A 20,186-nucleotide genomic window follows, 5' to 3' on the forward strand; every position below is an offset into this window, starting at 1 on the left:
GGGTTGATGGAGAGCGCCGCACGGTCCCGCCGGGACGGTCCGGACCGGACGATGCGCCGGCCTCAGGGCCGGTTGATCTTGACGTTGATGCCGTTGGGCAAGACGGTGATTGTACCGGGCTCGACCTCGGTTCCGGCCAGCCGCAGCTGTTCCGGCTTGAACGTGTAGAGGGGATAGCCCTGCAGCAGCTGTTCGGCGAGGATCGCGCCCAGTGCATTGAGCTGCCGCGAGAACTGCCCCGGCAGGCCGGCCACGTCGAACTGCTGCACCTGCGGATCCTGCAGCACCAGCGAGCGCGTGGGCTGGTCGTAGCGCAGGCCGCTGTCCAGCGCGAAGCGGCCCTTCAGCGGCTGGTTGAAGAACAGCCGGTTATCGACCGTGGCGTCGAACTGCACGCTGACACGGTTGCGCTGCGGATCGAGCAAGAGCTGCGGGTGGGCGAGCTGGATGTCGAACAACTCCATGTAGCGCTTGTTGAAGGGGAACTTGCGCTCGAGCGCGGCCTGCAGCTGGGCCTGCGAGAAGGTGTAGTCGCTGCCGATGCCGGCGCAGCCGCCCAGCCACACGGCCAGGCCTGCGGCGGCGGCGGTGAGGGTGGCGGCCATCCAGCGGCGGCGGTTGAAGTGGATCATGTCGTTTCCCCTGGCTGTATCCCTGACTCTTTCCCGGACCCTGTTCCCGGCAGCGTCGCCGTCCCGCCCGTCCAGGCCGGGCAAGGCCGCCCGCGTCCTCAGCACGCCGCCGCGCCGCTCGCGGGAGCGGTATCGGCTTCGAGCCGCGCCAGCCAGGCGAGCGCTTCGCCGCGCGAGGCGCCGCACATGTCGGCGGCCGGGCGCAGGCCGGCGCAGAAGGCTGGCCGCTCCGGCCGGCCGAAGATGGCGCAGCGCTGGTCGGGCAGCAGCTGCGCGCACGGCACGCCCGCCGGCTTGCCCTCCGGCATGCCCGGGATGGGCGAGCGGATGGACGGCGCGATGCAGCAGGCGCCGCATCCCGGGCGGCAGGCAAGGTCAGACTGGTGGTTCATGGCAAAGGTTCAGGACGGCGCCGGACGGCGCGCCAGCCCGCCATTTTGCCGCAGCCGGCTCGCCTTGGCCCGCCCATGGCGCCAGCCACCCCGCCGCGCATGCGGTATAGGGCACAAATCGCGCCGGCCGGCGCAAAACGTGCGTGGCCCCCCCCTCGCACAATTGACCACAAATGACCACAAATGTGCGCTTGACCGAGCCTGAGCCCTCCCCTACATTACTGACCCATTGGTTATTAACGAAAACAACGCGCTCCGCCCGGCGCCGCGCGCCCCTCGTGAACTCGACTCCCAGCAAAGACAAGCCAGGCGCCCCGGCCAAGCGCTGGAGCCGGCGCAAGGCCGCCCGCCCGCAGGAACTGGTGGCGGCAGCCCTGGCACTGTTCGTCGAACGCGGCTATGCGGCCACGCGCCTGGAAGACGTCGCCGCGGCGGCCGGGGTCTCCAAGGGTACGGTCTATCTCTACTTCGCCAACAAGGAGGAGTTGTTCAAGACGGTGGTGCGCGAAAGCCTGGTGCCCGCGCTGGCCAAGGGCGTGGACCTGGTGGAGGGCTACCAGGGCTCCACCCCTGAGCTGCTGCGCGAGCTGCTGCGCGGGTGGTGGGGCCTGATCGGGGCCACGCCGGTGGCCGGGCTGACCAAGCTGATCCTTGCCGAGGCGGGCAATTTCCCTGACATCGCCGCCTTCTACCATCGTGAGGTCACGGTGCCCGGTGACGAATTATTCGCCCGCGTGCTGGCGCGCGGCGTGGCACGCGGGGAACTGCGGGCGCTGCCGCCTAACCCGGCCACCTCGCTGATCTGCGCGCCGCTGGTGTTCCTGATGCTGTGGCAGCACGGCCTGGGCGCCGGCTCCGCGATCGAGATCGATCCGGAAGCCTACCTGGACAACCTGCTCGAAGTACTGCTGTTCGGCCTGACCACGGGCGCCGCGCGCGACACGCCGCTGCCGCCCCAGTCCGGCCCCTATTTCTGGGAGCAGTTCCGGCCTGCTGCCGGCCCCGCCCCGCTGCCGGACGGCCGGCAAGGAGACGAGACGTGAGACGTGGCAAGGTAGTCGCCCTGGCAGTCCTCGCGCTGGCGCTGGCACTGGGCGCCGGCGCAGCGGTGCGCAAGAGCCGGGGCGCCAAGGCGCCGGCACCCGCGGCGCCGGCGACCGTGGAATTCCTGCAGACCGACCTGATCGACGCCGCCCCGCGCGACCTGCAGGTGGCCCTGCCGCTGTCGGGCAGCCTGCGCGCGCTGAACCAGTCGTCGGTCAAGGCCAAGGTGGCTGGCGAGGTCCTGCAGGTACTGGTGCGCGAGGGCGAAGCCGTGCGTGCCGGGCAGGTCATCGCCCGCATCGATCCCACCGAGTTCGAGGCCAAGGCCGCGCAGGCGCGCGGCCAGATGCTGGCCGCGCGCGGGCAGTACGAGAATGCCCGCCAGACCTACGAGCGCAACCGCACCCTGGTCGACAAGGGTTTCATCTCGCAGACTGCCTTCGATAACTTCCAGTCCAGCCTCGACGTGGCGCGCGCCAACCTTGATGCGGCCCAGGCCGGGCTGGCGCTGACACAGAAATCGCTGGCCGACACCATGGTCAGGTCTCCGCTCGACGGCACCGTCTCCGCGCGCGCGGTGCAGCCTGGCGAGAAGGTCTCGCCCGACACCCGGCTGATCGACGTGGTCGACCTGCGCGTGCTGGAGCTGGAGGCCCCGATCCCGATGGCCGACGTGGCACGCGCCGCCATCGGCCAGCGCGTGCTGCTCGAGATCGAGGGACACGGCCGCCACGAAGGACGGCTGGCGCGCATCAACCCGGCCGTGACCACCGGCACCCGCAGCGTGATGGTCTATGTGCGCGTGGACAATGCCGGAACCGCGCTGCGCTCGGGCATGTTCGCGCGCGGCGCGCTGGTGCTGGGCAACCGCGCCGATGTGCTGGCGGTGCCGGCCGGCGCGGTGCGCAGCGAGGGCCAGCGCGCCTTCGTCTACGTGATCGAGAACGGCCTGCTGGCCGAGCGCGCGGTGCAGACCGGCGTGCGCGACGAAGACGGCGGCCTGGTCGAGATCACCGGCGGCCTCAACCCGGGCGAGCGCATCGTGCGCAACAACCTGGGCACGCTGCGGGCCGGCAGCCGCGTCAAGCTGGTACAGGACTGAGGACGCCGCCGCCATGTGGTTCACGCGCCTGTCGATTCGCAATCCGGTCCTGGCCACCATGATGATGATGGCCTTCATCGTGGTCGGCCTGTTCTCCTATCAGCGCCTGCCGGTGGACCAGTTCCCCGACATCACCTTCCCCATCGTGGTGGTGCAGACCGAATACCCCGGCGCCGCGCCGGAATCGGTCGAGTCGGACGTGACCCGCAAGGTCGAAGAGATCGTCAACACCATTTCCGGCATCGACGAGATTTTCTCGCACTCCTACCAGGGCACCTCGGTGGTGGTGATCAAGTTCGACCTGAGCGTCGACGTGGGCCAGGCCGCGCAGGACGTGCGCGACAAGATCGCCCTGATCCGGCCCCAGCTGCGCGACGAGGTCAAGGAGCCGCGCGTGCTGCGCTACGACCCGTCGGACGCGCCCATCTTCTACCTGTCGGTCTCCAACGCACCCGGCGCCACGCGCAGCCAGCGCGAGCTGACCACCATCGCCGACCAGATCGTGCGCAAGCGGCTGGAAACCGTGCGCGGCGTCGGCGCCATCAATCTCGTCGGCGGCACCAAGCGCGAGGTGGAAATCCGCATCCGCCCGGCCCAGCTCGAAGCGCTGGGCATCGGCGTGGACCAGGTGATGAACGCCATCCGCAACGAGAACCAGGAACTGCCGGCCGGCGAACTGCGTTCCTCGTCCACGGAATCGGTGGTGCAGATCAAGGGCCGGGTGCTTTCGCCGGAAGCCTTCCGCCACATCATCGTCGCGCGCCGCGCCGGCCACCCGGTCACGCTGGGGCAGGTGGCCGAGGTGCGCGACGGCGAGGAGGAACGTGAAAGCCTGGCCCTGCTGGATGGCAAGCGTGCCCTCTTCCTCTCGGTGGTCAAGGCCCAGGGGCAGAACACCGTCGACACGGTCGACGGCCTGGTGCGCATGACCGAGGAGACACGCAAGCTGGTGCCGGCCGACGTGCGCCTGACCGTCGTCAACGATACCGCGCGCGGCATCCGCAGCAGCGTCAAGGAGGTCCGCTCCACGCTGCTGGAAGGCGCGCTGCTGACGGTGGCCATCGTCTTTCTCTTCCTCGGCTCCTGGCGCAGCACGGTGATCACCGGCCTGACACTGCCGATCGCACTGGTCGGCACCTTCGGCGTGATGTACATGTGCGGCTTCACGCTGAACGTGATCACGCTGATGGCGCTGTCGCTGTGCGTGGGCCTGCTGATCGACGACGCCATCGTGGTGCGCGAGAACATCGTGCGCCACAACCTGATGGGCAAGGACCACCACGCCGCGGCGCTCGACGGCACCAACGAGATCGGCCTGGCGGTGCTCGCCACCACGCTCTCCATCGTCGCGGTGTTCCTGCCGGTGGGCTTCATGGGCGGCATCATCGGCCGCTTCTTCCACCAGTTCGGCATCACCGTGGTGGCGGCGGTGCTGATCTCGATGTTCGTGTCCTTCACGCTGGACCCGATGCTGTCCTCGGTCTGGCACGACCCCGACCTGCACGGCACCGCGGACAAGCGCAGCTGGTACGGACGCACGGTGGGACGGTTGCTCGACTGGTTCTCCGCGCGCATGGACCGGCTCGGCGACGGTTACGCCGGCATGCTCGCCTGGTCGCTGCGCCACCGCCTGGCCACCGCCATCATCGCCGTGGTCGCCTTTTTCGGCAGCTTCGCGCTGGTGCCGCTGATCGGCACCGAATTCGTGCCGGCGGCCGACCTGGGCGAAACCCAGATCGGCTTCACCACCCCGGTCGGCACCGCACTGGAGGTGACCGAGGCCAAGGTGCGCCAGGTCGAGGCGGCGCTGCGCGAGTTCCCCGAGGTGGACTACACCTATGCCACCATCAACTCGGGCAACGCCTCCGGGCGCAACAACGCCCTGGTGTCAGTGCGGCTGACCGATCGGCGCGCCCGCACGCGCACCACCGTCCAGCTCAATCCGCTGATCCGCGAGCGCCTGGCGAGCATCGCCGGCATCACGCTGACCCTGGTCGGCATGCCGGACGGCGCCGGCGGCCAGAAGGCGATCCAGATCTCGATCCAGGGCGACGACCTCGAAGAGCTGCGGCGGCTGTCGCAGGAGGCCAGCCGCCGGCTGGCGGCCATCCCGGGCCTGGTCGACCTCGACTCCAGCATGAAGGACGACCGTCCCACCATCGAGGTGCGCGTGCGCCGCGAACTGGCCTCGGACCTGGGCATCGGCGTGGCGCAGGTCGGCAACGCCCTGCGCCCGCTGCTGGCCGGCGACGCCATCAGCTCCTGGCGCGGGCCGGACGACCAGAACTACGACGTGCGCGTGCGCCTGCCCAAGGACGCGCGCACCGGGCTGGCCGACCTGAACGCATTGATGATCGCCAGCAGCCAGACCAATGCCGACGGCTCGCCCCGGATGGTGCCGCTGCGCCAGGTGGCCGAACTGGTGCCGACCACCGGCGCCAACCAGATCAGCCGGCGCGACCTGAACCGCGAAGTGGAACTGACCGCCAACACGGCCGGGCGCTCGGCCGGCGAGGTGGCGCGCGACGTCAAGCGCACGCTGGATGCCATGGGCTGGCCGGCCGGCTACAAGTACCGCTTCGGCGGCTCGACCAAGTCGATGAATGAATCGTTCGGCTACGCCGTGTCGGCGCTGGCGCTGGCCATCATCTTCATCTACATGATCCTGGCCTCGCAGTTCGCCAGCTTCTTCCAGCCGCTGGCCATCATGAGCTCGCTGCCGCTGACGCTGGTCGGGGTGTTCACCGCGCTGCTGCTGTTCCGCTCGACGCTGAACATGTTCTCCATCATCGGCTTCATCATGCTGATGGGACTGGTGACCAAGAACGCCATCCTGCTGGTGGACTTCGCCAACCAGGCGCGCCAGGGCGCCGACGGCCAGCCCGGCCTGACGCGCGAGGCGGCCCTGGTGGAAGCGGCGCGGGTGCGCCTGCGGCCGATCCTGATGACGACGCTGGCGATGATCTTCGGCATGGTGCCGCTGGCCTTCAGCCTGGGCGAGGGCGCCGAGCAGCGCGCCCCGATGGGGCAGACCGTGATCGGCGGCATCATCACCTCGTCGATCCTGACCCTGGTCGTGGTGCCGGTGATCTACACCTACCTGGACGACTTCGGCGCGTGGCTGGCAAGGCGCTGGCGCGGCGAGCCGCGCCAGCGGGCGGCAGCAGCCGCACGCCCGGGCGAAGTGGCGGCGGAATGAACCGTGTCACACATGCGGAGTTAGAATAAGAGGTTTGACAAAATTCAGGGTCCGGATACGCCACCCCGGCGCGGCCGGACCACAAGGTGGAACCGCCCGGAACCGTGTGCGGTCGGCAATCGAAGGAATGGCAAGATGGATATCGAGAAAGCCCGATTCAATATGATCGAACAGCAGATCCGCCCGTGGGATGTGCTGGACCAGGAAATCCTGGACCTGTTGGCCGTGGTCAAGCGCGAGCAGTTCGTGCCGCCCGAGCACGCGGCCCTGGCCTTCGTCGATATGGAAATCCCGCTGCCGGGCGGCCAGCGCATGCTGCCCCCGCGCGTCGAGGCCCGCATCCTGCAGGACCTGTCCGTGCGCAAGCACGAGAACGTGCTCGAGATCGGCACCGGCTCGGGCTACATGGCGGCCCTGCTGGCCCAGCGCGCTCGCCATGTGCTGTCGGTGGAGATCCGCCCCGAACTGGTGACCATGGCGCGCCTCAACCTGGCCCGTGCCGGCGTCGGCAACGTCGAGGTGGTCGAGGGCAATGCGGCGGCCGGCTGGGACGCCGCCGCCCCCTATGACGTCATCTGCATCTCGGGCTCGCTGCCGGTGCTGCCCAAGAGCATCCTGGCCCAGCTCAAGGTGGGCGGCCGCATCGCCGCCTTCGTCGGCACGCTGCCGGTGATGGAGGCCCGCCTGGTCACGCGCGTGTCCGAGACCGAATACCAGGTCACCAACCTGTTCGAGACCGCCGTGCAGCCGCTGGATGGCGCCGAGCAGCCCTCGCGCTTCCAGTTCTGAGACAGGCGCGGCCATGCAGTTCATCAAGGCAAGCGAGCTGGCCCAGTGGCTGGCCGACGGCAGCCGGCCGCGGCCGGTGCTGCTGGATGTGCGCGAAGGCTGGGAGGTGCAGACCTGCGCCCTGCCCGGCATCACCCACATCCCGATGGGGCAGATCCCGGCGCGCGCCGCGGAGCTGGACGAAGACGCGGACATCGTCTGCATCTGCCACCACGGCATGCGCAGCATGCAGGTGGCCAGCTTCCTCGAGCGCCAGGGCTTCGCCAAGGTCTACAACCTGACCGGCGGTGTCGATGCCTGGGCCCACGAGGTGGACCCGGCCATGCCGAAGTACTGAGTCAGGTCCGCGGCCGATCCCCCGCCTCCGCCGGCGTGCGCGCCGGCGGCCGGCCGCCGCGTGGCGGCAAATCTGGAGATGTCATGACATTCGCGCTACCCGCCGTGCCTGGCAGTCCCCAGGCATGCCTGGCCCTGCTGCTGCCCCTGCTGGCACTGCTGCAGCCGGCCACCGCCACCGCCGCGGACCTGCTGCAGGTCTACCGCGACGCCCAGGCCAACGACGCGCAGTTCGCCAGCGCGCGGGCCCAGCTCGAGGCGACGCGCGAGAAGCTGCCGCAGGCGCGCTCCGGGCTGCTGCCGCAGATCGCCGGCACGGCGGGCGCCACGCGCACCAACATCGACCAGAGCCAGCCGATCGCGGCCAACCGCTTCTTCAACGCCAATACCTGGGCGCTGCAGCTGACCCAGCCGCTGTTCCGCTGGGACCGCTGGGAATCCTACAAGCAGGGCGAACTGGCGGTGCTGGCCGGCGAGGTCACCTTCAACCAGGCCCGGCTTGACCTGATCCTGCGCACCTCACAAGCCTACTTCGACGTGCTGGCCGCGCAGGACAACCTCTATCTGGCGGGCGCGCAGAAGAAGGCCATCTCCGAACAGCTGGCCCAGGCCAAGCGCAACTTCGAGGTCGGCACGGCCACCATCACCGACGCCAACGACGCCCAGGCTCGCTTTGACCTGGCCGTCTCCAGCGAGATCGCCGCGCAGAACGACCTGGAGATCAAGCGCGCCACGCTGCAGCAGATCACCGCCAAGCCGGTCGACGCGCTGCTCGGGCTGCGCGGGGGCGCTGCCATCCCCGGCCCGCAGCCGGCTGACGTGGGTGCCTGGACCGCCCAGGCCGAGGCCGACAACCTGCAGGTCGGGCTGGCGCGCTACAACCTGGAGAGCGCGCAGCGGGAGACCAACAAGGCGCGTGCGGCCCACTTGCCCACGGTCGACCTGGTAGCCGGCTACGGCTTCACCAACCAGACCGGCACGGCGACGCAGCAGGTCAATGTCGCCAGCCGCTACAACAGCTCGCAGATCGGCGTTCAGCTCAATATTCCGCTCTACTCCGGCGGCCAGATCCAGTCGCGCGTGCGCGAAACGATCGCCCTGGCGGACAAGGCGGCCAGCGACCTGGAATACGCCCGCCGCACGGCGGCACAGACCGCCCGCCAGAGCTATTCGGGCGTATCCAACGGACTGGCGCAGGTGAAGGCGCTCGAAGCCGCCGAACGCTCGGCGCAGAGCGCGGTCGAGTCCAACCAGCTCGGCTACGAAGTCGGCGTGCGCATCAACATCGATGTGCTGAACGCCGAGGCCCAGCTCTTCTCGACCCGGCGCGACCTGGCCCGCGCGCGCTACGACACGATCATGAACGGCCTGCGCCTGAAGGCCGCTGCGGCCTCCCTGCAGGAAGACGATGTGGTGCAGATCAATACACTGCTGACCTCGGCGCCGGGATCGATGTACCAGCTGCCGGCCGCCCCCTAGCTGGGCGAGGCCACGCGCCGGGCCGCGCCGCGCGGCAAGCGCGAGGCCATGGCGACGGCGACGCCGCGCACCTGAGGGTGCCGGCCATCAAGGCCGGCGAACGGGAGGGGCCGCCGCGCGCTATTGCCCGCGCGAGCTCGACTCCACGCGGATGAGCTCCCAGCGGATCGAAGAGGCATCGGCCGGCGGGTTGGCGACGCGGGTCTCGCGCACGCGCAGCCGGTATCGGGTTCCCGGCTCGAAGTCGAAGCCCTCGATGGCGCCATACCACAGCGTCCACGGCGCATCGGGCGCCTGCCTGACGCGATAGCACTGCTGCGGCGCGACCCCGGTACAGGCCACGCGCTGGGCATCGACCTCGATGGTCTTCTCGACCGCGCCCGCCGGGGCCGCCGGCTGCTCGGCGCGTCCGCCCAGTCCCGCACGCTCGACGAACTGCAGCAGGTCGCCCGCGGCCGTCTTCCAGATCACCTGGCGGCCCGCCGGGCCGGCCGAGGGTTGCACGCCGACCGTGCTGAACGGCGATTGCATCGCCTGGTACAGGGCGGACTCCAGCGCCATGCGCGACGGCTCGCAGGCCATGCGCGTGCCGGCCACGGGGCCGAAGACGATGCCGGCGGCAACCTTGCCGTAGCTGCCGCGGAAACGGTTGCAGCCGCTGTAGCCGCTGACGAGGCCCTGCGCGGCATCGATGCCGGCGCTGAACTCGAAGGTCACGGGCTCGCCGTTGTCGCCGTGCGGGATCGGCTTGAGTGTGCCGTCCGCCTGCTGCCAGCGCGTCAGTTCCCAACGGCTGGGGCCTTCAGCACGGCTCTGGTTCAGGCCGGCCTCGGCTGCCGGCGGTGCCTCGGGCACGCCCGGCGCCGTCGCCGGGGCGCAGGCGCCCAGCACACCGCTCAACAGCACCACGGCGCCGGCAGCGCTCAATCGGATGGGCAGCGTCATGATTCGGACTCCTTGAAAACGACAAGCGGATTAGAGGCAGCGGCACGGCGCCGGGTTCAATGGGGCTCCGGCACGTACGGCGCAATCGCTGGCGCCAGCGCGGCCACCGTGCGCACCGTGGCGCCCCGATGCAGGGCCGCGAAGGCACGCGCGTGCTCGCCCATGGCGGCCAGGCGCGCGCCATCGCCCAGCAGCGCGGCGGCGGCGCGCACCAGCGTCTCGGCATCGGCCACCCGCTCGCAGGCGCCGGCGGCAATCGCGTCCTCGGTGGCCTGGGCGAAATTGAAGGTATGGGGGCCGATCAGCACCGGCGTGCCGACCGCGCAGGCCTCGATCAGGTTCTGCCCGCCCAGCGGCAGCAGGCTGCCGCCGATAAAGGCCAGGTCGGAGGCGGCGAAGTACATCGCCATCTCGCCCATCGAATCGCCCAGCAGCACGTCAGCCTGCAGCGCCCCCGCCTCGCCGGCGCCCGGCCGATCGGCCGCATCGGCCGCATCGGCCGCATCGGCCACATCGGCCACATCGGCCACATCGGCCACATCGGCCACATCGGCCACATCGACGGTCAGAGCGCTGCGCCGCTGCAGCGACAGGCCCGCGCGCGCGACCAGGGCGGCCACTTCGTCGAAGCGCTGCGGATGGCGCGGCACCAGCAGCAGCGCCGGCCGTGGCACGCCGCCGGCAAGCGGCTCCCAACGCGCCAAGGCGTCGAGCAGCAGCGCTTCCTCGCCCTCGCGCGTGCTGGCCGCGGCCAGCACCGCGCGCGCGCCGAAGGCATGGCGCAGGCGGTGGCCGCGCTCGACCAGCTCGGGGGCTGCCTGCATGTCGAACTTCAGGTTGCCGGTCACCTGCACGCCAGCCACGCCGAGCGCGCGGAAGCGGCCGGCATCGCCTTCGGTCTGGGCCAGCACCCCGCGGAAGTCGGCATACATGGCCGCCGCCGCGCGGCCGAAGCGCGCCGTGCGGCGGAAGCTGCGCGGCGACAGCCGCGCATTGACCAGGAACAGCGGCACGCCCGCGCGGCGCGCGCCGCGCACCAGGTTGGGCCACACTTCGGTCTCCATCAGCATGCCGGCCTCCGGCTGGAAATGCCGCAGGAAGCGGCGCACCAGCCAGGGCAGGTCATAGGGGATGTAGCACTGCGCCACGCGCGGCTCGCCGCCGAACAGTTGGGCACCGGTCTGGCGGCCGGTCGGCGTCATATGGGTCAGCAGCAGGCGGTGGCCAGGGTAGCGCTCCAGCAGCGCCTGCACCAGCGGCTGCGCCGCGCGCGTCTCGCCCACCGAGACCGCGTGCACCCAGAGCCAGGGTCCCGCGCCCGGGCTGTGCGGATAGCGGCCCAGCCGCTCGCCCACGTGCTGCAGGTAGCCCGGCTCGCGCCGTGCGCGCCAGGCCAGGCGCAGCAGCGCCAGCGGCAGCACCGCCAGCCACAGCAAGGTATAGAGCAGGCGCAGCATCAGGCGGTCATCCCGCGTACATGGCGCGCGGCCTCATAGACCTCGTCCACGGTGGGCACCACGCCGTCGTCGCCGACGTTGGCGACGGCATCCGACCAGTAGCCCTCGGTCTTCCAGCGCCAGGTGGCGGTGTAGATCTCCACCGTGGGCCGGCACAGCGCCGCGGCGATGTGGACCAGGCCGGTATCCACGCCCACCACCACCTCGGCGCGGTTGATCAGGCCGAAGCCCTGCATCACCGAGAAGCGCGGCAGCACCTGCGCCTGCGGCACGCCGGCGGCGATCTCCTCGGCCACCCGGCGCTCAGCCTCATTGCCCCACGGCAGCAGCACCGCCAGCCCTTCGGCGCGCAGGCGCTGCCCCAGCGCGTGCCAGCTCGCCAGCGGCCAGCGCTTCCTGGCGCCTGCGGTCGCGTGGAAGCAGACCGCATAGCGCGCCGGCAGGCCGGCCCAGTGTGGATCGTCGACGTGCAGGCTGCGTGCCTGCGGCCCGAAGAAGCGGGGCGGCTCGGGCGGCGCCATGCCGGTCAGCGCGGCGCCGAGCAGGCGCGAGCGGCGCACCGAGTGGGTCTGGCGCGGCACGCGCACGTCGAGCGTGTAGAACAGCCTGGCCGCCGGCTCGTAGCCCGAGCCCTGGGTGGCATTGGCCAGCCCGATCACCGGCGCGCCGGGCCGGCGCCGCGCGGCGCGCGCCACCACGGCGGTCTTCAGCAGGCCCTGGCTTTCGATCACCGCGTCGTAGGCCGACTCGCGCAGGGCCGCGCGCAGCGCCGCCACCTCGCGCCAGGTACCGCCCTGGTAGAAGCGCTTGCGCCAGCGGCGCAGCGCGAAGGGAATCACGCGGCGCACTTCGGGCAGCAGGCGCACCAGGTCGACGTAGCCTTCCTCCACCACCCAGTCGATCTCGCAATCGGGCCAGCGCGCGCGCAGGTCGTGGACCAGCGGCATGTTGTGCACCACGTCGCCCAGCGACGAGACCTTGACGATCAGGATGCGCGGCCGCGCCGGCAAGGGGAAACCGCCCACGGCGTCGGCCGCGGGCACCGGCAAGTGGCCCATATCGGGCCGGGAATTCACTCGCATCCGCTCAGAATCTCAGAAGGGCAGTTGCGCGTCCGGCTTCTCGGCCAGGATCGCGCGCTTGAACTGGGCCTGGATGCGCGCCAGCGCGGCATCGTTATCGGCTTCGAAACGCATCACCACCACCGGCGTGGTGTTGGACGGGCGCGCCAGGCCGAAGCCGTCGGCGTACTCGACGCGCACGCCGTCGATCTTGTTGACCTCGCGTGCGCCTTCGAACGTCGCGTTGGCGCGGATCTTGTCGAGCAGCGCGAAGGGTTCGCCCTCGGCGCACTTGAGCTGCAGCTCCGGCGTGCTGTTGGAATTCGGCAGCGCATTGAGCACCGCGCTGGGGTCGGCATGGCGCGACAGGATCTCCAGCAGGCGCGCGCCGGTGTAGAGACCGTCGTCGAAGCCGTACCAGCGGTCCTTGAAGAAGACGTGGCCGCTCATCTCGCCGGCGATCGGCGCACCGGTCTCGCGCAGCTTGGCCTTGATCAGCGAATGGCCGGTCTTCCACATCAGCGGCTCGCCGCCGTGCTGGCGGATCCAGGGCGCCAGCTTGCCGGTGCACTTGACGTCGTAGATCACCTGCTGGCCCGGGTTGCGCGCCAGGATCTCCTCGGCGAACAGCATCAGCTGGCGGTCGGGGAAGATGACCTGGCCGTCCTTGGTCACCACGCCGAGGCGGTCGCCGTCGCCGTCGAAGGCCAGGCCCAGCTCGCAGTCGGTCTCGCGCAGGCTGCGCATCAGGTCCTGCAGGTTCTCGACGTGGGCCGGGTCCGGGTGGTGGTTGGGGAAGCTGCCGTCGACCTCGCAGAACAGCTCGGTCACCTCGCAGCCAAGGCCGCGGAAAAGCTCGCCGACGAAGGCGCCGGCCACGCCGTTGCCGGCGTCCAGCGCGATCTTCATCGGCCGCGCCAGCTTGACGTCGGCCAGGATGCGGTCGATGTACTGACGGCGGATGTCGAGCTGCCGGTAACCGCCGGCGCCGCTGGTGAAGGTGCCGGCCTCGATGCGCTGGCGCAGGCCCTGGATGGCGTCGCCGTAGATGGCCTCGCCGGCCAGCACCATCTTCAGGCCGTTGTAGTCGGGCGGGTTGTGGCTGCCGGTGACCATGATGCCGGACGTGGCGCGCTGGCCATCGAGCTCGACATAGGTACCGAAGTAGACCATCGGCGTGGCGACCATGCCCAGGTCGATGACATCGAGACCTGCCGCGCGCAGGCCCTCGACCAGGCCGCCGAGCAGGTCAGGGCCGGACAGGCGGCCGTCGCGGCCGACCACCACGGCCCGCTCGCCCTTCTCGACGGCGGTGGAACCGAAGGCGAGGCCGACGGCGCGGGCCACCTCGCGGGTCAGCGTCTTGCCGACGATGCCGCGGATGTCATAGGCTTTGAAGATGGTGGGATCGAGTTGCATGGTTCGTCCTTCCTGTCCTGGGTATGCGTGATCGCGGCGTCCGGCCCGCTGCCATGGCAGGGCGGACGCCAAAGGTGATATTTTGCCGGAATGCGACGGGCGCGCCAGTTTATAATCGCTTGCCCGCATCGCCCGCCTGGTTGGGTTGACATGCCTCCCAGCCTAGCGCCTGTGCCGCCAGGGGCCGGACCCCGCACCCCGGGACAGCCCGATGCGCCGCCCCCGGCGCCCCGGAGCGATCCGGCGCGCCCCGGAGCAACCCGGCGCGCATGTCGCAGTGCCGGCGGATGAGGCGCCGGCCCGACACACGAACGCCTATCCGATCACGTCGATCACGTCAGAGACACTGGCATTGCCGTCCACCAACCCGCCTGACCGCCGGCTTCGCGTCGCCTTCCTGATCACCCAGTCGGAGATCGGAGGCGCGCAGGCCCACGTCCTCGACCTCCTGCGCGCGCTGCGCGGCCGCGTCGCCGCCACGCTGCTGGCCGGCGGCGACGGCCCGCTGCTGGAGCGCGCACGCGCAGCGGGCGCCACCGTGGTACGCCTGCCCTTGCTCGACAACGCCCTGTCGCCGCTGCGCGCGGCCGCCGCCCTGCGCCAGCTCCTGCGCGCCCTGCGCGAGGCCCGCCCCGATCTGGTCCACGCGCACAGCGCGAAGGCCGGCGCGCTCGGACGCGTGGCCGCGCGCCTGCTCGGCCTGCCCGTGGTCTACACCGTGCACGGCTTCGCCTTCAAGCCGGCCGCGCCGACGCGCCAGCGGCTCGCCGCGCGCGCCAGCGAATGCGTGCTGGCACCGCTCACCACCCGCATGATCTGCGTGGCGGAGGCCGAACGCGAGCTGTCGCGCGGCCTGCCCGTCGCGCAGGACAAGGTCAGCGTGATCCGCAACGGCATCGGCCACACGGCCCTGCAGGCGGATACCTCCCGACCGCTGCGCCGCATCGTCATGGTGGCGCGCTTCGCCGCACCCAAACGCCCCGACCTGGCCATGCGCGCCTTCGCGCGGGCGGCCCTGCCCGACTGCGAGCTCGTCATCGCCGGCGAAGGGCCGCAGCTCGAAGCCATGCGTACCCTGGCCGCCGGCCTCGCCCCGGCACGGATCCGCCTGCCCGGCGCGGAACAGGACGTCCCCGCGCTGCTGGCGAGCGCCCAGGCCTTCGTACTGGCCTCCGACCATGAAGGCTTCCCGCTCTCCGTGCTGGAAGCGATGCGCGCCGGGCTGCCGGTGGTCGCCACCGACCTGCCTGGCATCCGCGAGCAGCTCGACGGCGGCCGGTGCGGCCTGCTGGTGCCGGCGGACGACGAGGAAGCGCTGGCCCAGGCGCTGCGGCGCCTGGCCGACGACGCCGAGCGCATGCGCCTGGGACAGACGGGCCAGGCGCGCTGGCGCAGCCACTTCGGACTCGACGCGATGGCCGACGCGACCTGGGCCGTCTATCAGCAAGCCGTCGGCAGCGGGGCTGCGGCCCTGCGCCGCGCAGGTTCCACACGATGAACGAAAGCCCCCCGCTCCCCCGCAAGGACCACCGGCCGGCAGCCACGCGCTCCGAGACCGTGCGACGCGTCAGCCACATGCTCAGCTGGGCCCTGATCGGCCTGCTGCTCTACGCCGTCAACGCCTTCGTGGCGGAGGCCGCACATCACGCCGGCCTGGTCACCTATGTCTTCACCCGCACCCTGATCTGGTCGATCGCACCCTACCTGTGCGCCTTCGCCCTGCTGCAGCGCGCCCTGCACCTGCCGGCCATGGAAGGCAACAGCCTGATCGGCGTCGCCGTCACGCTGCCGTTCGCCGCACTGCTGTTCGTCTTCGCCGCCTTCCACATCGAATACTCGCGTGGCGCCCTGCTGCTGGGCTTCCTGACCACGCTGGTCTGGACCTGGAGCGGTTACCGCCGCTACGTCAGCAACTACGTCCCGGTGTTCGGCTATACCGACCCCAATGCCCTGCGGCAGTTGGAGGAGATCCTGCAGGTCGCGGGACCGGACGGCGCCATGCCGACGGGGCTGGCCCGCTTCGAGCCGATCGCCACGCTGGAAGCCGCCGCCAGCTGCGACGGCCTGATGCTCGACCGCAATGCCGCGGCCGATCCGGAGCGCACCCGCATGCTGGCCAAGCTCAAGCTCAGCCACGTGCGCATGTATTCGGTGGAAAAGATCGGCGAGATGCTGACCGGCCGCGTCGGCCTCAGCCATATCGACGACAACTTCCTCGACGACTACGCCAGCCACTACCTGTATGGCTATGCCAAGCGCGCGCTCGACCTCGCCGCCGTGGCCTGCCTGGCGCCGCTGGCCCTGCCGCTGGCCCTGGGCACGGCGCTGGCGGTCCGGCTCGACTCGCCCGGCCCGGTACTGTTCCGCCAGGTACGCGCCGGCCTCTACGGCAAACCCTTCACCATCCTCAAGTTCCGCAGCATGAGTTTCGACGCCGGCGCGCCGGCCCGCTTCGCCGCGCGCCAGGATCCCCGCGTGACGCGCGTCGGTCGCATCATCCGCAAGTACCGGCTCGACGAGATCCCGCAGCTGTGGAACGTGCTGTGTGGGCACATGAGCCTGATCGGCCCGCGGCCGGAGCAGATTCCCATGGTAGAGCAGTTCTCGGACACCATTCCTTACTATCCGTACCGGCACCTGGTGCGGCCTGGGCTGTCGGGATGGGCGCAGGTCGAGCAGGGGTATGTGGGCAGCATGGAAGAGACCGTCACCAAGCTCAGCTACGACCTCTACTACGTCAAGCATTGCTCGTTTGCGCTCGACCTGCTGATTGCGGTGAAGACGTTGCGGACGATGATTACTGGGTATGGGGCGCGGTGATGGTAGCGGCTGCCCCCGCCGGCGGACCAATGCGGATCCTGTTACTGACCACCGGCCTCAAGCTCGGGGGCGCCGAGCAGCAGGTCGCGGCGCTCGCGCGGCAGTTCGGCACGCTCGGGCATACGGTGGCCATTGTCAGTCTGACGCCGGGATGTGATGTCGCAATACCGGACAGCGCCACCGTCGAGATGCTCGACATGCGCAAGACCCCGCTGTCGATGGCGACGGCATTGGCACGAGCGCGCAATTTCGTGCGCCGCTGGCGTCCGGACGTGATCCATGCGCATATGGTTCATGCCAATTTGTTCGCGCGAGTGCTCGGCCTGCTCTGTCGCAACGTGCCGATCATCTGCAGCGCGCATAGCGCACAGGAAGGCGGGCAGCTGCGCATGCTGGCCTACCGGCTGACCGACGGCCTGGCCACACACAACACGCACGTCAGCGAGAGCGGCAAACAGGCCATGGTCGCAGCTGGAGCCGTGCCCGCATCCCACATATCGGTCATGCCGAACGGTATCGACACGGCCCGTTTCCGGCCCGACAACGCCACTGGCCGGCAGTTGCGCGCCGCGCTGCGGATACCGGCGGAGGTCCCGCTGGTCCTCAATGTCGGACGGCTCGCGGCGGAGAAGAACCAGGCTGGCCTGATCGATGCCTTCGCGCTGGCGCGTCGGGATAGCGGCGGCACTCCGGCTCGGCTGCTCATCGTCGGTGAAGGGCCGGAGCGGGCGAGCCTGCAAGCGCGTATCCGGGAACATGGCCTGCAGCACGCCGTCACCCTGGCGGGAGCGCGCGGCGACATACCGGCCTTGCTCAATGCCGCTGACCTGTTCGTCCTCAGCTCGGTGGTCGAGGGATTGCCGCTGGCCCTGGCCGAGGCGCTCGCTTGCGGCTGCCCGGTGGTCGCCACGGACGCCGCCGGCGCCATGGAACTGATGGGCGAGACCGGGACGATCGTGCCGGTGGCGGACACCCTGGCGCTGGCAGCCGCGATTCGAGACGCCCTGCGACTCGGCCGCGGCACGGACGCGGCGCAGTGGTCCCGCCGCCAACGGATCACGGACCACTTCGACCTGGACCTGGTGGCGCGCCGGTGGCTGACGCTCTACGCGGACGCGAAACGCAGCGTGCGAGCGCCGCAGACGAGGCCGGCGTGATGCAGCGCAGGGTCGCCAGCAACCTCGTCTGGATGCTTGCCGAACGTGCCCTGCAGGTCGGCGCCGGCATCGGCATCGTCGCCATGCTCGCGCGTGGCCTCGGCCCCGAAGGATTCGCTCACTTCCAGTATGCCCAGGCCGTGGTCTACATCGCCGCCTCGATCGCCTTGATCTGCGGCGGTGAAGTGGTCATTCCGCGCCTGGTCGCCGATCCGGCGCCGGCGGCACAACATCGGCTGATGGCACACGCATTCGTGTTGCGCCTGGCTGGCGGCATGCTCGGCTACCTGCTGATGTGTATCTTCCTGCTGGTGACCGGCCAATCCAGCGCCTTCTGGATACCAGCCCTGATCCTGGGCCTGGCCATCGTCGTGCGCGAGCCGTTCGGCATCATCACGGCCTGGACGCAGGCCCATACCCGCAACCGCCCCAATACGTTGTTCAATTTGGCCTCGCTGACAGCCAAGACCGGCCTGGTCGCCGTGCTGTTCGCCACCGGCACGCGCAGTGTGCCCGCCTATGCGGCCGCGTTCTCGGTCGAGCCGGTGATCATCGCCATTCTCCTCTCCAGCTACTACCTGGCACGCGCGCCTCGCGCCCGCGTCAGCCCTGAACCTGCGCTGGTCCGTGAACTGTTCCGCGACGGCATGCTGTTCTGGGCCAGCTTCATGCTGATGATGGCGTCGCGGCGCGTCGACCAGTTACTGCTCAAGCCCCAGGTCACGCTGGCCGAATTCGGCGCCTATGCGGCGGCGATGCAGATCCTCGACAATTTCATCGTGGTCGCCAGCATTCTGGCCGCGGGCCTCGCGCCCATCTATGTCTATGCGCAGCCGGCGCTGGAGCGGGCGCGACACAATATCGCCAAGATCGCCGCGGGCATGACCGCGGTCGGCCTGGCGGGCGGCGCAACCATCGCGCTATGCGCCCCCTGGATTATTCACCTGCTGTATGGCGCCGCCTTCGCACCGGCAGCCCGCGTGCTGCAGCTCACCGCGCTCGCCTCCATGCTGGTTTTCGCCGACGTCGGCCTGACCCTGCTGCCGGTCTACCTGCGCCGGCCGCGCCTGGTTGCCATGAAGTGGGGGCTGGCCTTCGTCGTCACCATACTGATCGACGTAATCGCGATTCCCCGCCTCGGCGTGACCGGCGCCATTCTCGGCTACGCCTGCGCCAACCTTTTATCGGTGATGTTCGGCATCTTGGTGTGGCTGCGCTGCCGCCGGCCCGCCGGTGCCGGCGAAACTGCCTGCGCATGACCACTCGCTCCAGCCCCCCCCCACGCATCTGCTTCCTCACCGGCACGCTCAACGCCATGGGCGGCGCCGAACGCATGACGGCAACCATCGCCAACGGGCTGGCCGAGCGTGGCTACGAGATCCGGATCCTCAGTCTCTGGGACCATGACAGTTGCTTCGCGCTGCATGCCGCCGTTCGCCACGATGCCCTCTTCGCGCAGCGGCCGTCCTTCAAGCGGGCTTACCTGGCTACGGTTTCCGCAATCCGACGGCACGTACGGTGCCATCGCATCGATACGCTGGTCCTGGTCGATACCATGCTCACGCTCTTCACCGTACCGGCTTTGTTGGGCCTAGGGGTACGCCAGGTCGCCTGGGAGCATTGCCACTTCGACGAGGACTTGGGACGCCGCTCCCGCCAGTATGCACGCCGACTGGCCGCGCATGCCTGCAGCAGCATCGTCGTGCTTACGGAACGCGACCGCAGGCGCTGGCTGGAGGCTCTGCAGCCACGCAGCGAGGTAGCCTGCATTCCCAACCCGCTGCCGTTCCCGATGCCCGCCCAAGCCGCAGCACGCGACAAGCGCATGGTCCTGGCGGTTGGCCGGCTCGTGCCAGCCAAGGGCTTCGACGTACTTCTGCAAGCATGGCACAAGGTGGCACCAATTGCGCCGGCGTGGAAGCTGACGATTGTCGGGGAGGGGGACGATCGCGCGCAACTCGAGGCGCTGCGGGACCAGCTCGGCCTGGCCGACTGCGTGAGCCTTCCCGGCGCGACACAGGACATGGCAAGCGTCTATGCAAAGGCCTCGATCTTCTGCCTCAGCTCGCGCTATGAAGGATTCGGGCTTGTACTCATCGAGGCCATGGCACACGGCCTGCCGATCGTGTCGTCCGACTGCGAGACCGGCCCGCGTGAACTGCTGAGACCCCGGGAAGATGCGCTCGTGGTTCCGGTAGACGACGCCTCCGCTCTCGCCACTTCGATCCTGCAGCTCATCGCGGCCCCTGAGCTCGCACGGCAGCTCGGCGAGGCGGCCCGCGCCCGCGCCCGCGACTTCACGGCAGCGCGGATCCTGCCGCAATGGGACAAGCTACTGACCTGAGACTCCGGTT

At 70.0% G+C, this 20,186-nt stretch carries 17 protein-coding genes; 11 read left to right on the forward strand and 6 right to left on the reverse strand.

Annotation, left to right across the window (positions count from 1 at the left end):
• Positions 1 to 62: 62 nt before the first annotated feature.
• Together BKK81_RS15905 and BKK81_RS15910 are read right to left on the reverse strand one after the other, a co-directional pair.
• Positions 63 to 632, reverse strand: coding sequence for a DUF1439 domain-containing protein (locus tag BKK81_RS15905; RefSeq protein WP_071014854.1), 570 nt, complete (start codon positions 630 to 632; stop codon positions 63 to 65).
• Between the two features lie 98 nt (positions 633 to 730).
• The gene (locus tag BKK81_RS15910; RefSeq protein ID WP_071014857.1) at positions 731 to 1,024 is read right to left on the reverse strand and encodes a YkgJ family cysteine cluster protein; all 294 of its coding nucleotides are present in this window, start codon (positions 1,022 to 1,024) and stop codon (positions 731 to 733) included.
• A gap of 278 nt (positions 1,025 to 1,302) precedes the next feature.
• Between BKK81_RS15910 and BKK81_RS15915 the strand changes: the two genes are divergently transcribed.
• From BKK81_RS15915 to BKK81_RS15940, 6 genes are all read left to right on the forward strand, one after another.
• Positions 1,303 to 2,067, forward strand: a complete 765-nt coding sequence (locus BKK81_RS15915; protein WP_071014860.1) for a TetR/AcrR family transcriptional regulator — start codon at positions 1,303 to 1,305, stop codon at positions 2,065 to 2,067.
• Positions 2,064 to 3,170 (forward strand): efflux RND transporter periplasmic adaptor subunit, encoded by a 1,107-nt coding sequence (locus BKK81_RS15920; RefSeq protein WP_083384131.1) that lies wholly within the window; start codon positions 2,064 to 2,066, stop codon positions 3,168 to 3,170. The genes BKK81_RS15915 and BKK81_RS15920 overlap by 4 nt, the downstream gene beginning before the upstream one ends.
• 13 nt (positions 3,171 to 3,183) lie before the next feature.
• Complete coding sequence (locus tag BKK81_RS15925) at positions 3,184 to 6,369, forward strand: efflux RND transporter permease subunit (RefSeq protein ID WP_071014862.1); 3,186 nt, start codon at positions 3,184 to 3,186, stop codon at positions 6,367 to 6,369.
• Between the two features lie 135 nt (positions 6,370 to 6,504).
• The gene (locus tag BKK81_RS15930; RefSeq protein WP_071014865.1) at positions 6,505 to 7,158 is read left to right on the forward strand and encodes a protein-L-isoaspartate O-methyltransferase family protein; all 654 of its coding nucleotides are present in this window, start codon (positions 6,505 to 6,507) and stop codon (positions 7,156 to 7,158) included.
• 13 nt (positions 7,159 to 7,171) lie between these two features.
• Positions 7,172 to 7,495 (forward strand): rhodanese-like domain-containing protein, encoded by a 324-nt coding sequence (locus BKK81_RS15935; protein ID WP_071014868.1) that lies wholly within the window; start codon positions 7,172 to 7,174, stop codon positions 7,493 to 7,495.
• A gap of 83 nt (positions 7,496 to 7,578) precedes the next feature.
• On the forward strand, positions 7,579 to 8,973 hold the full coding sequence (locus BKK81_RS15940; protein WP_083384132.1) for a TolC family outer membrane protein: 1,395 nt from the start codon (positions 7,579 to 7,581) through the stop codon (positions 8,971 to 8,973).
• A gap of 120 nt (positions 8,974 to 9,093) precedes the next feature.
• Here the strand turns inward: BKK81_RS15940 and BKK81_RS15945 are convergent, their stop codons facing one another.
• Genes BKK81_RS15945 through BKK81_RS15960 form a run of 4 tightly spaced genes read right to left on the reverse strand, consistent with a single transcriptional unit; the run spans position 9,094 to position 13,855 of the window.
• A complete protein-coding gene (locus BKK81_RS15945; protein WP_071014870.1) occupies positions 9,094 to 9,918 on the reverse strand; it encodes an META and DUF4377 domain-containing protein in 825 nt (274 codons plus the stop codon).
• Positions 9,919 to 9,974: 56 nt separating this feature from the next.
• Positions 9,975 to 11,375, reverse strand: a complete 1,401-nt coding sequence (gene waaA / locus BKK81_RS15950) for a lipid IV(A) 3-deoxy-D-manno-octulosonic acid transferase (RefSeq protein WP_071014873.1) — start codon at positions 11,373 to 11,375, stop codon at positions 9,975 to 9,977.
• Positions 11,375 to 12,433: a lipopolysaccharide heptosyltransferase I gene (waaC, locus tag BKK81_RS15955; protein ID WP_231908059.1), complete on the reverse strand. Its 1,059-nt coding sequence runs from the start codon at positions 12,431 to 12,433 to the stop codon at positions 11,375 to 11,377. The genes waaA and waaC overlap by 1 nt, the downstream gene beginning before the upstream one ends.
• A 36-nt stretch (positions 12,434 to 12,469) precedes the next feature.
• A complete protein-coding gene (locus tag BKK81_RS15960; RefSeq protein WP_071014879.1) occupies positions 12,470 to 13,855 on the reverse strand; it encodes a phosphomannomutase/phosphoglucomutase in 1,386 nt (461 codons plus the stop codon).
• Positions 13,856 to 14,207: 352 nt separating this feature from the next.
• On the opposite strand from BKK81_RS15960, the gene BKK81_RS15965 reads away from it, so the two are divergent.
• The 5 genes from BKK81_RS15965 to BKK81_RS15985 are packed head-to-tail and all read left to right on the forward strand — an operon-like array spanning position 14,208 to position 20,176.
• Positions 14,208 to 15,353: a glycosyltransferase family 4 protein gene (locus tag BKK81_RS15965; RefSeq protein ID WP_231907933.1), complete on the forward strand. Its 1,146-nt coding sequence runs from the start codon at positions 14,208 to 14,210 to the stop codon at positions 15,351 to 15,353.
• Positions 15,350 to 16,675 (forward strand): sugar transferase, encoded by a 1,326-nt coding sequence (locus BKK81_RS15970; protein ID WP_071014881.1) that lies wholly within the window; start codon positions 15,350 to 15,352, stop codon positions 16,673 to 16,675. The genes BKK81_RS15965 and BKK81_RS15970 overlap by 4 nt, the downstream gene beginning before the upstream one ends.
• A 29-nt stretch (positions 16,676 to 16,704) precedes the next feature.
• The gene (locus BKK81_RS15975; RefSeq protein WP_071014883.1) at positions 16,705 to 17,832 is read left to right on the forward strand and encodes a glycosyltransferase; all 1,128 of its coding nucleotides are present in this window, start codon (positions 16,705 to 16,707) and stop codon (positions 17,830 to 17,832) included.
• Positions 17,832 to 19,091 (forward strand): oligosaccharide flippase family protein, encoded by a 1,260-nt coding sequence (locus BKK81_RS15980; RefSeq protein WP_071014885.1) that lies wholly within the window; start codon positions 17,832 to 17,834, stop codon positions 19,089 to 19,091. Before BKK81_RS15975 ends, BKK81_RS15980 begins: the two co-directional genes overlap by 1 nt.
• Positions 19,088 to 20,176 carry a glycosyltransferase family 4 protein gene (locus BKK81_RS15985; protein ID WP_071014888.1) on the forward strand — a complete coding sequence of 363 codons (1,089 nt, stop codon included), beginning with the start codon at positions 19,088 to 19,090 and terminating at the stop codon, positions 20,174 to 20,176. The genes BKK81_RS15980 and BKK81_RS15985 overlap by 4 nt, the downstream gene beginning before the upstream one ends.
• Positions 20,177 to 20,186 lie beyond the last annotated feature (10 nt).

Origin of the sequence: Cupriavidus sp. USMAHM13 (genome assembly GCF_001854285.1) — a bacterium.
GTDB lineage: Bacteria > Pseudomonadota > Gammaproteobacteria > Burkholderiales > Burkholderiaceae > Cupriavidus > Cupriavidus malaysiensis.

Coding starts and splice junctions, on each gene's coding strand:
- BKK81_RS15905 (WP_071014854.1), bottom strand. CDS start 632: ATGATCCACTTCAACCGCCGCCGCTGGATGGCCGCCACCCTCACCGCC.
- BKK81_RS15910 (WP_071014857.1), bottom strand. CDS start 1,024: ATGAACCACCAGTCTGACCTTGCCTGCCGCCCGGGATGCGGCGCCTGC.
- BKK81_RS15925 (WP_071014862.1), top strand. CDS start 3,184: ATGTGGTTCACGCGCCTGTCGATTCGCAATCCGGTCCTGGCCACCATG.
- BKK81_RS15930 (WP_071014865.1), top strand. CDS start 6,505: ATGGATATCGAGAAAGCCCGATTCAATATGATCGAACAGCAGATCCGC.
- BKK81_RS15935 (WP_071014868.1), top strand. CDS start 7,172: ATGCAGTTCATCAAGGCAAGCGAGCTGGCCCAGTGGCTGGCCGACGGC.
- BKK81_RS15940 (WP_083384132.1), top strand. CDS start 7,579: ATGACATTCGCGCTACCCGCCGTGCCTGGCAGTCCCCAGGCATGCCTG.
- BKK81_RS15945 (WP_071014870.1), bottom strand. CDS start 9,918: ATGACGCTGCCCATCCGATTGAGCGCTGCCGGCGCCGTGGTGCTGTTG.
- waaA (WP_071014873.1), bottom strand. CDS start 11,375: ATGCTGCGCCTGCTCTATACCTTGCTGTGGCTGGCGGTGCTGCCGCTG.
- waaC (WP_231908059.1), bottom strand. CDS start 12,433: ATGGGCCACTTGCCGGTGCCCGCGGCCGACGCCGTGGGCGGTTTCCCC.
- BKK81_RS15960 (WP_071014879.1), bottom strand. CDS start 13,855: ATGCAACTCGATCCCACCATCTTCAAAGCCTATGACATCCGCGGCATC.
- BKK81_RS15970 (WP_071014881.1), top strand. CDS start 15,350: ATGAACGAAAGCCCCCCGCTCCCCCGCAAGGACCACCGGCCGGCAGCC.
- BKK81_RS15975 (WP_071014883.1), top strand. CDS start 16,705: ATGCGGATCCTGTTACTGACCACCGGCCTCAAGCTCGGGGGCGCCGAG.
- BKK81_RS15980 (WP_071014885.1), top strand. CDS start 17,832: ATGCAGCGCAGGGTCGCCAGCAACCTCGTCTGGATGCTTGCCGAACGT.
- BKK81_RS15985 (WP_071014888.1), top strand. CDS start 19,088: ATGACCACTCGCTCCAGCCCCCCCCCACGCATCTGCTTCCTCACCGGC.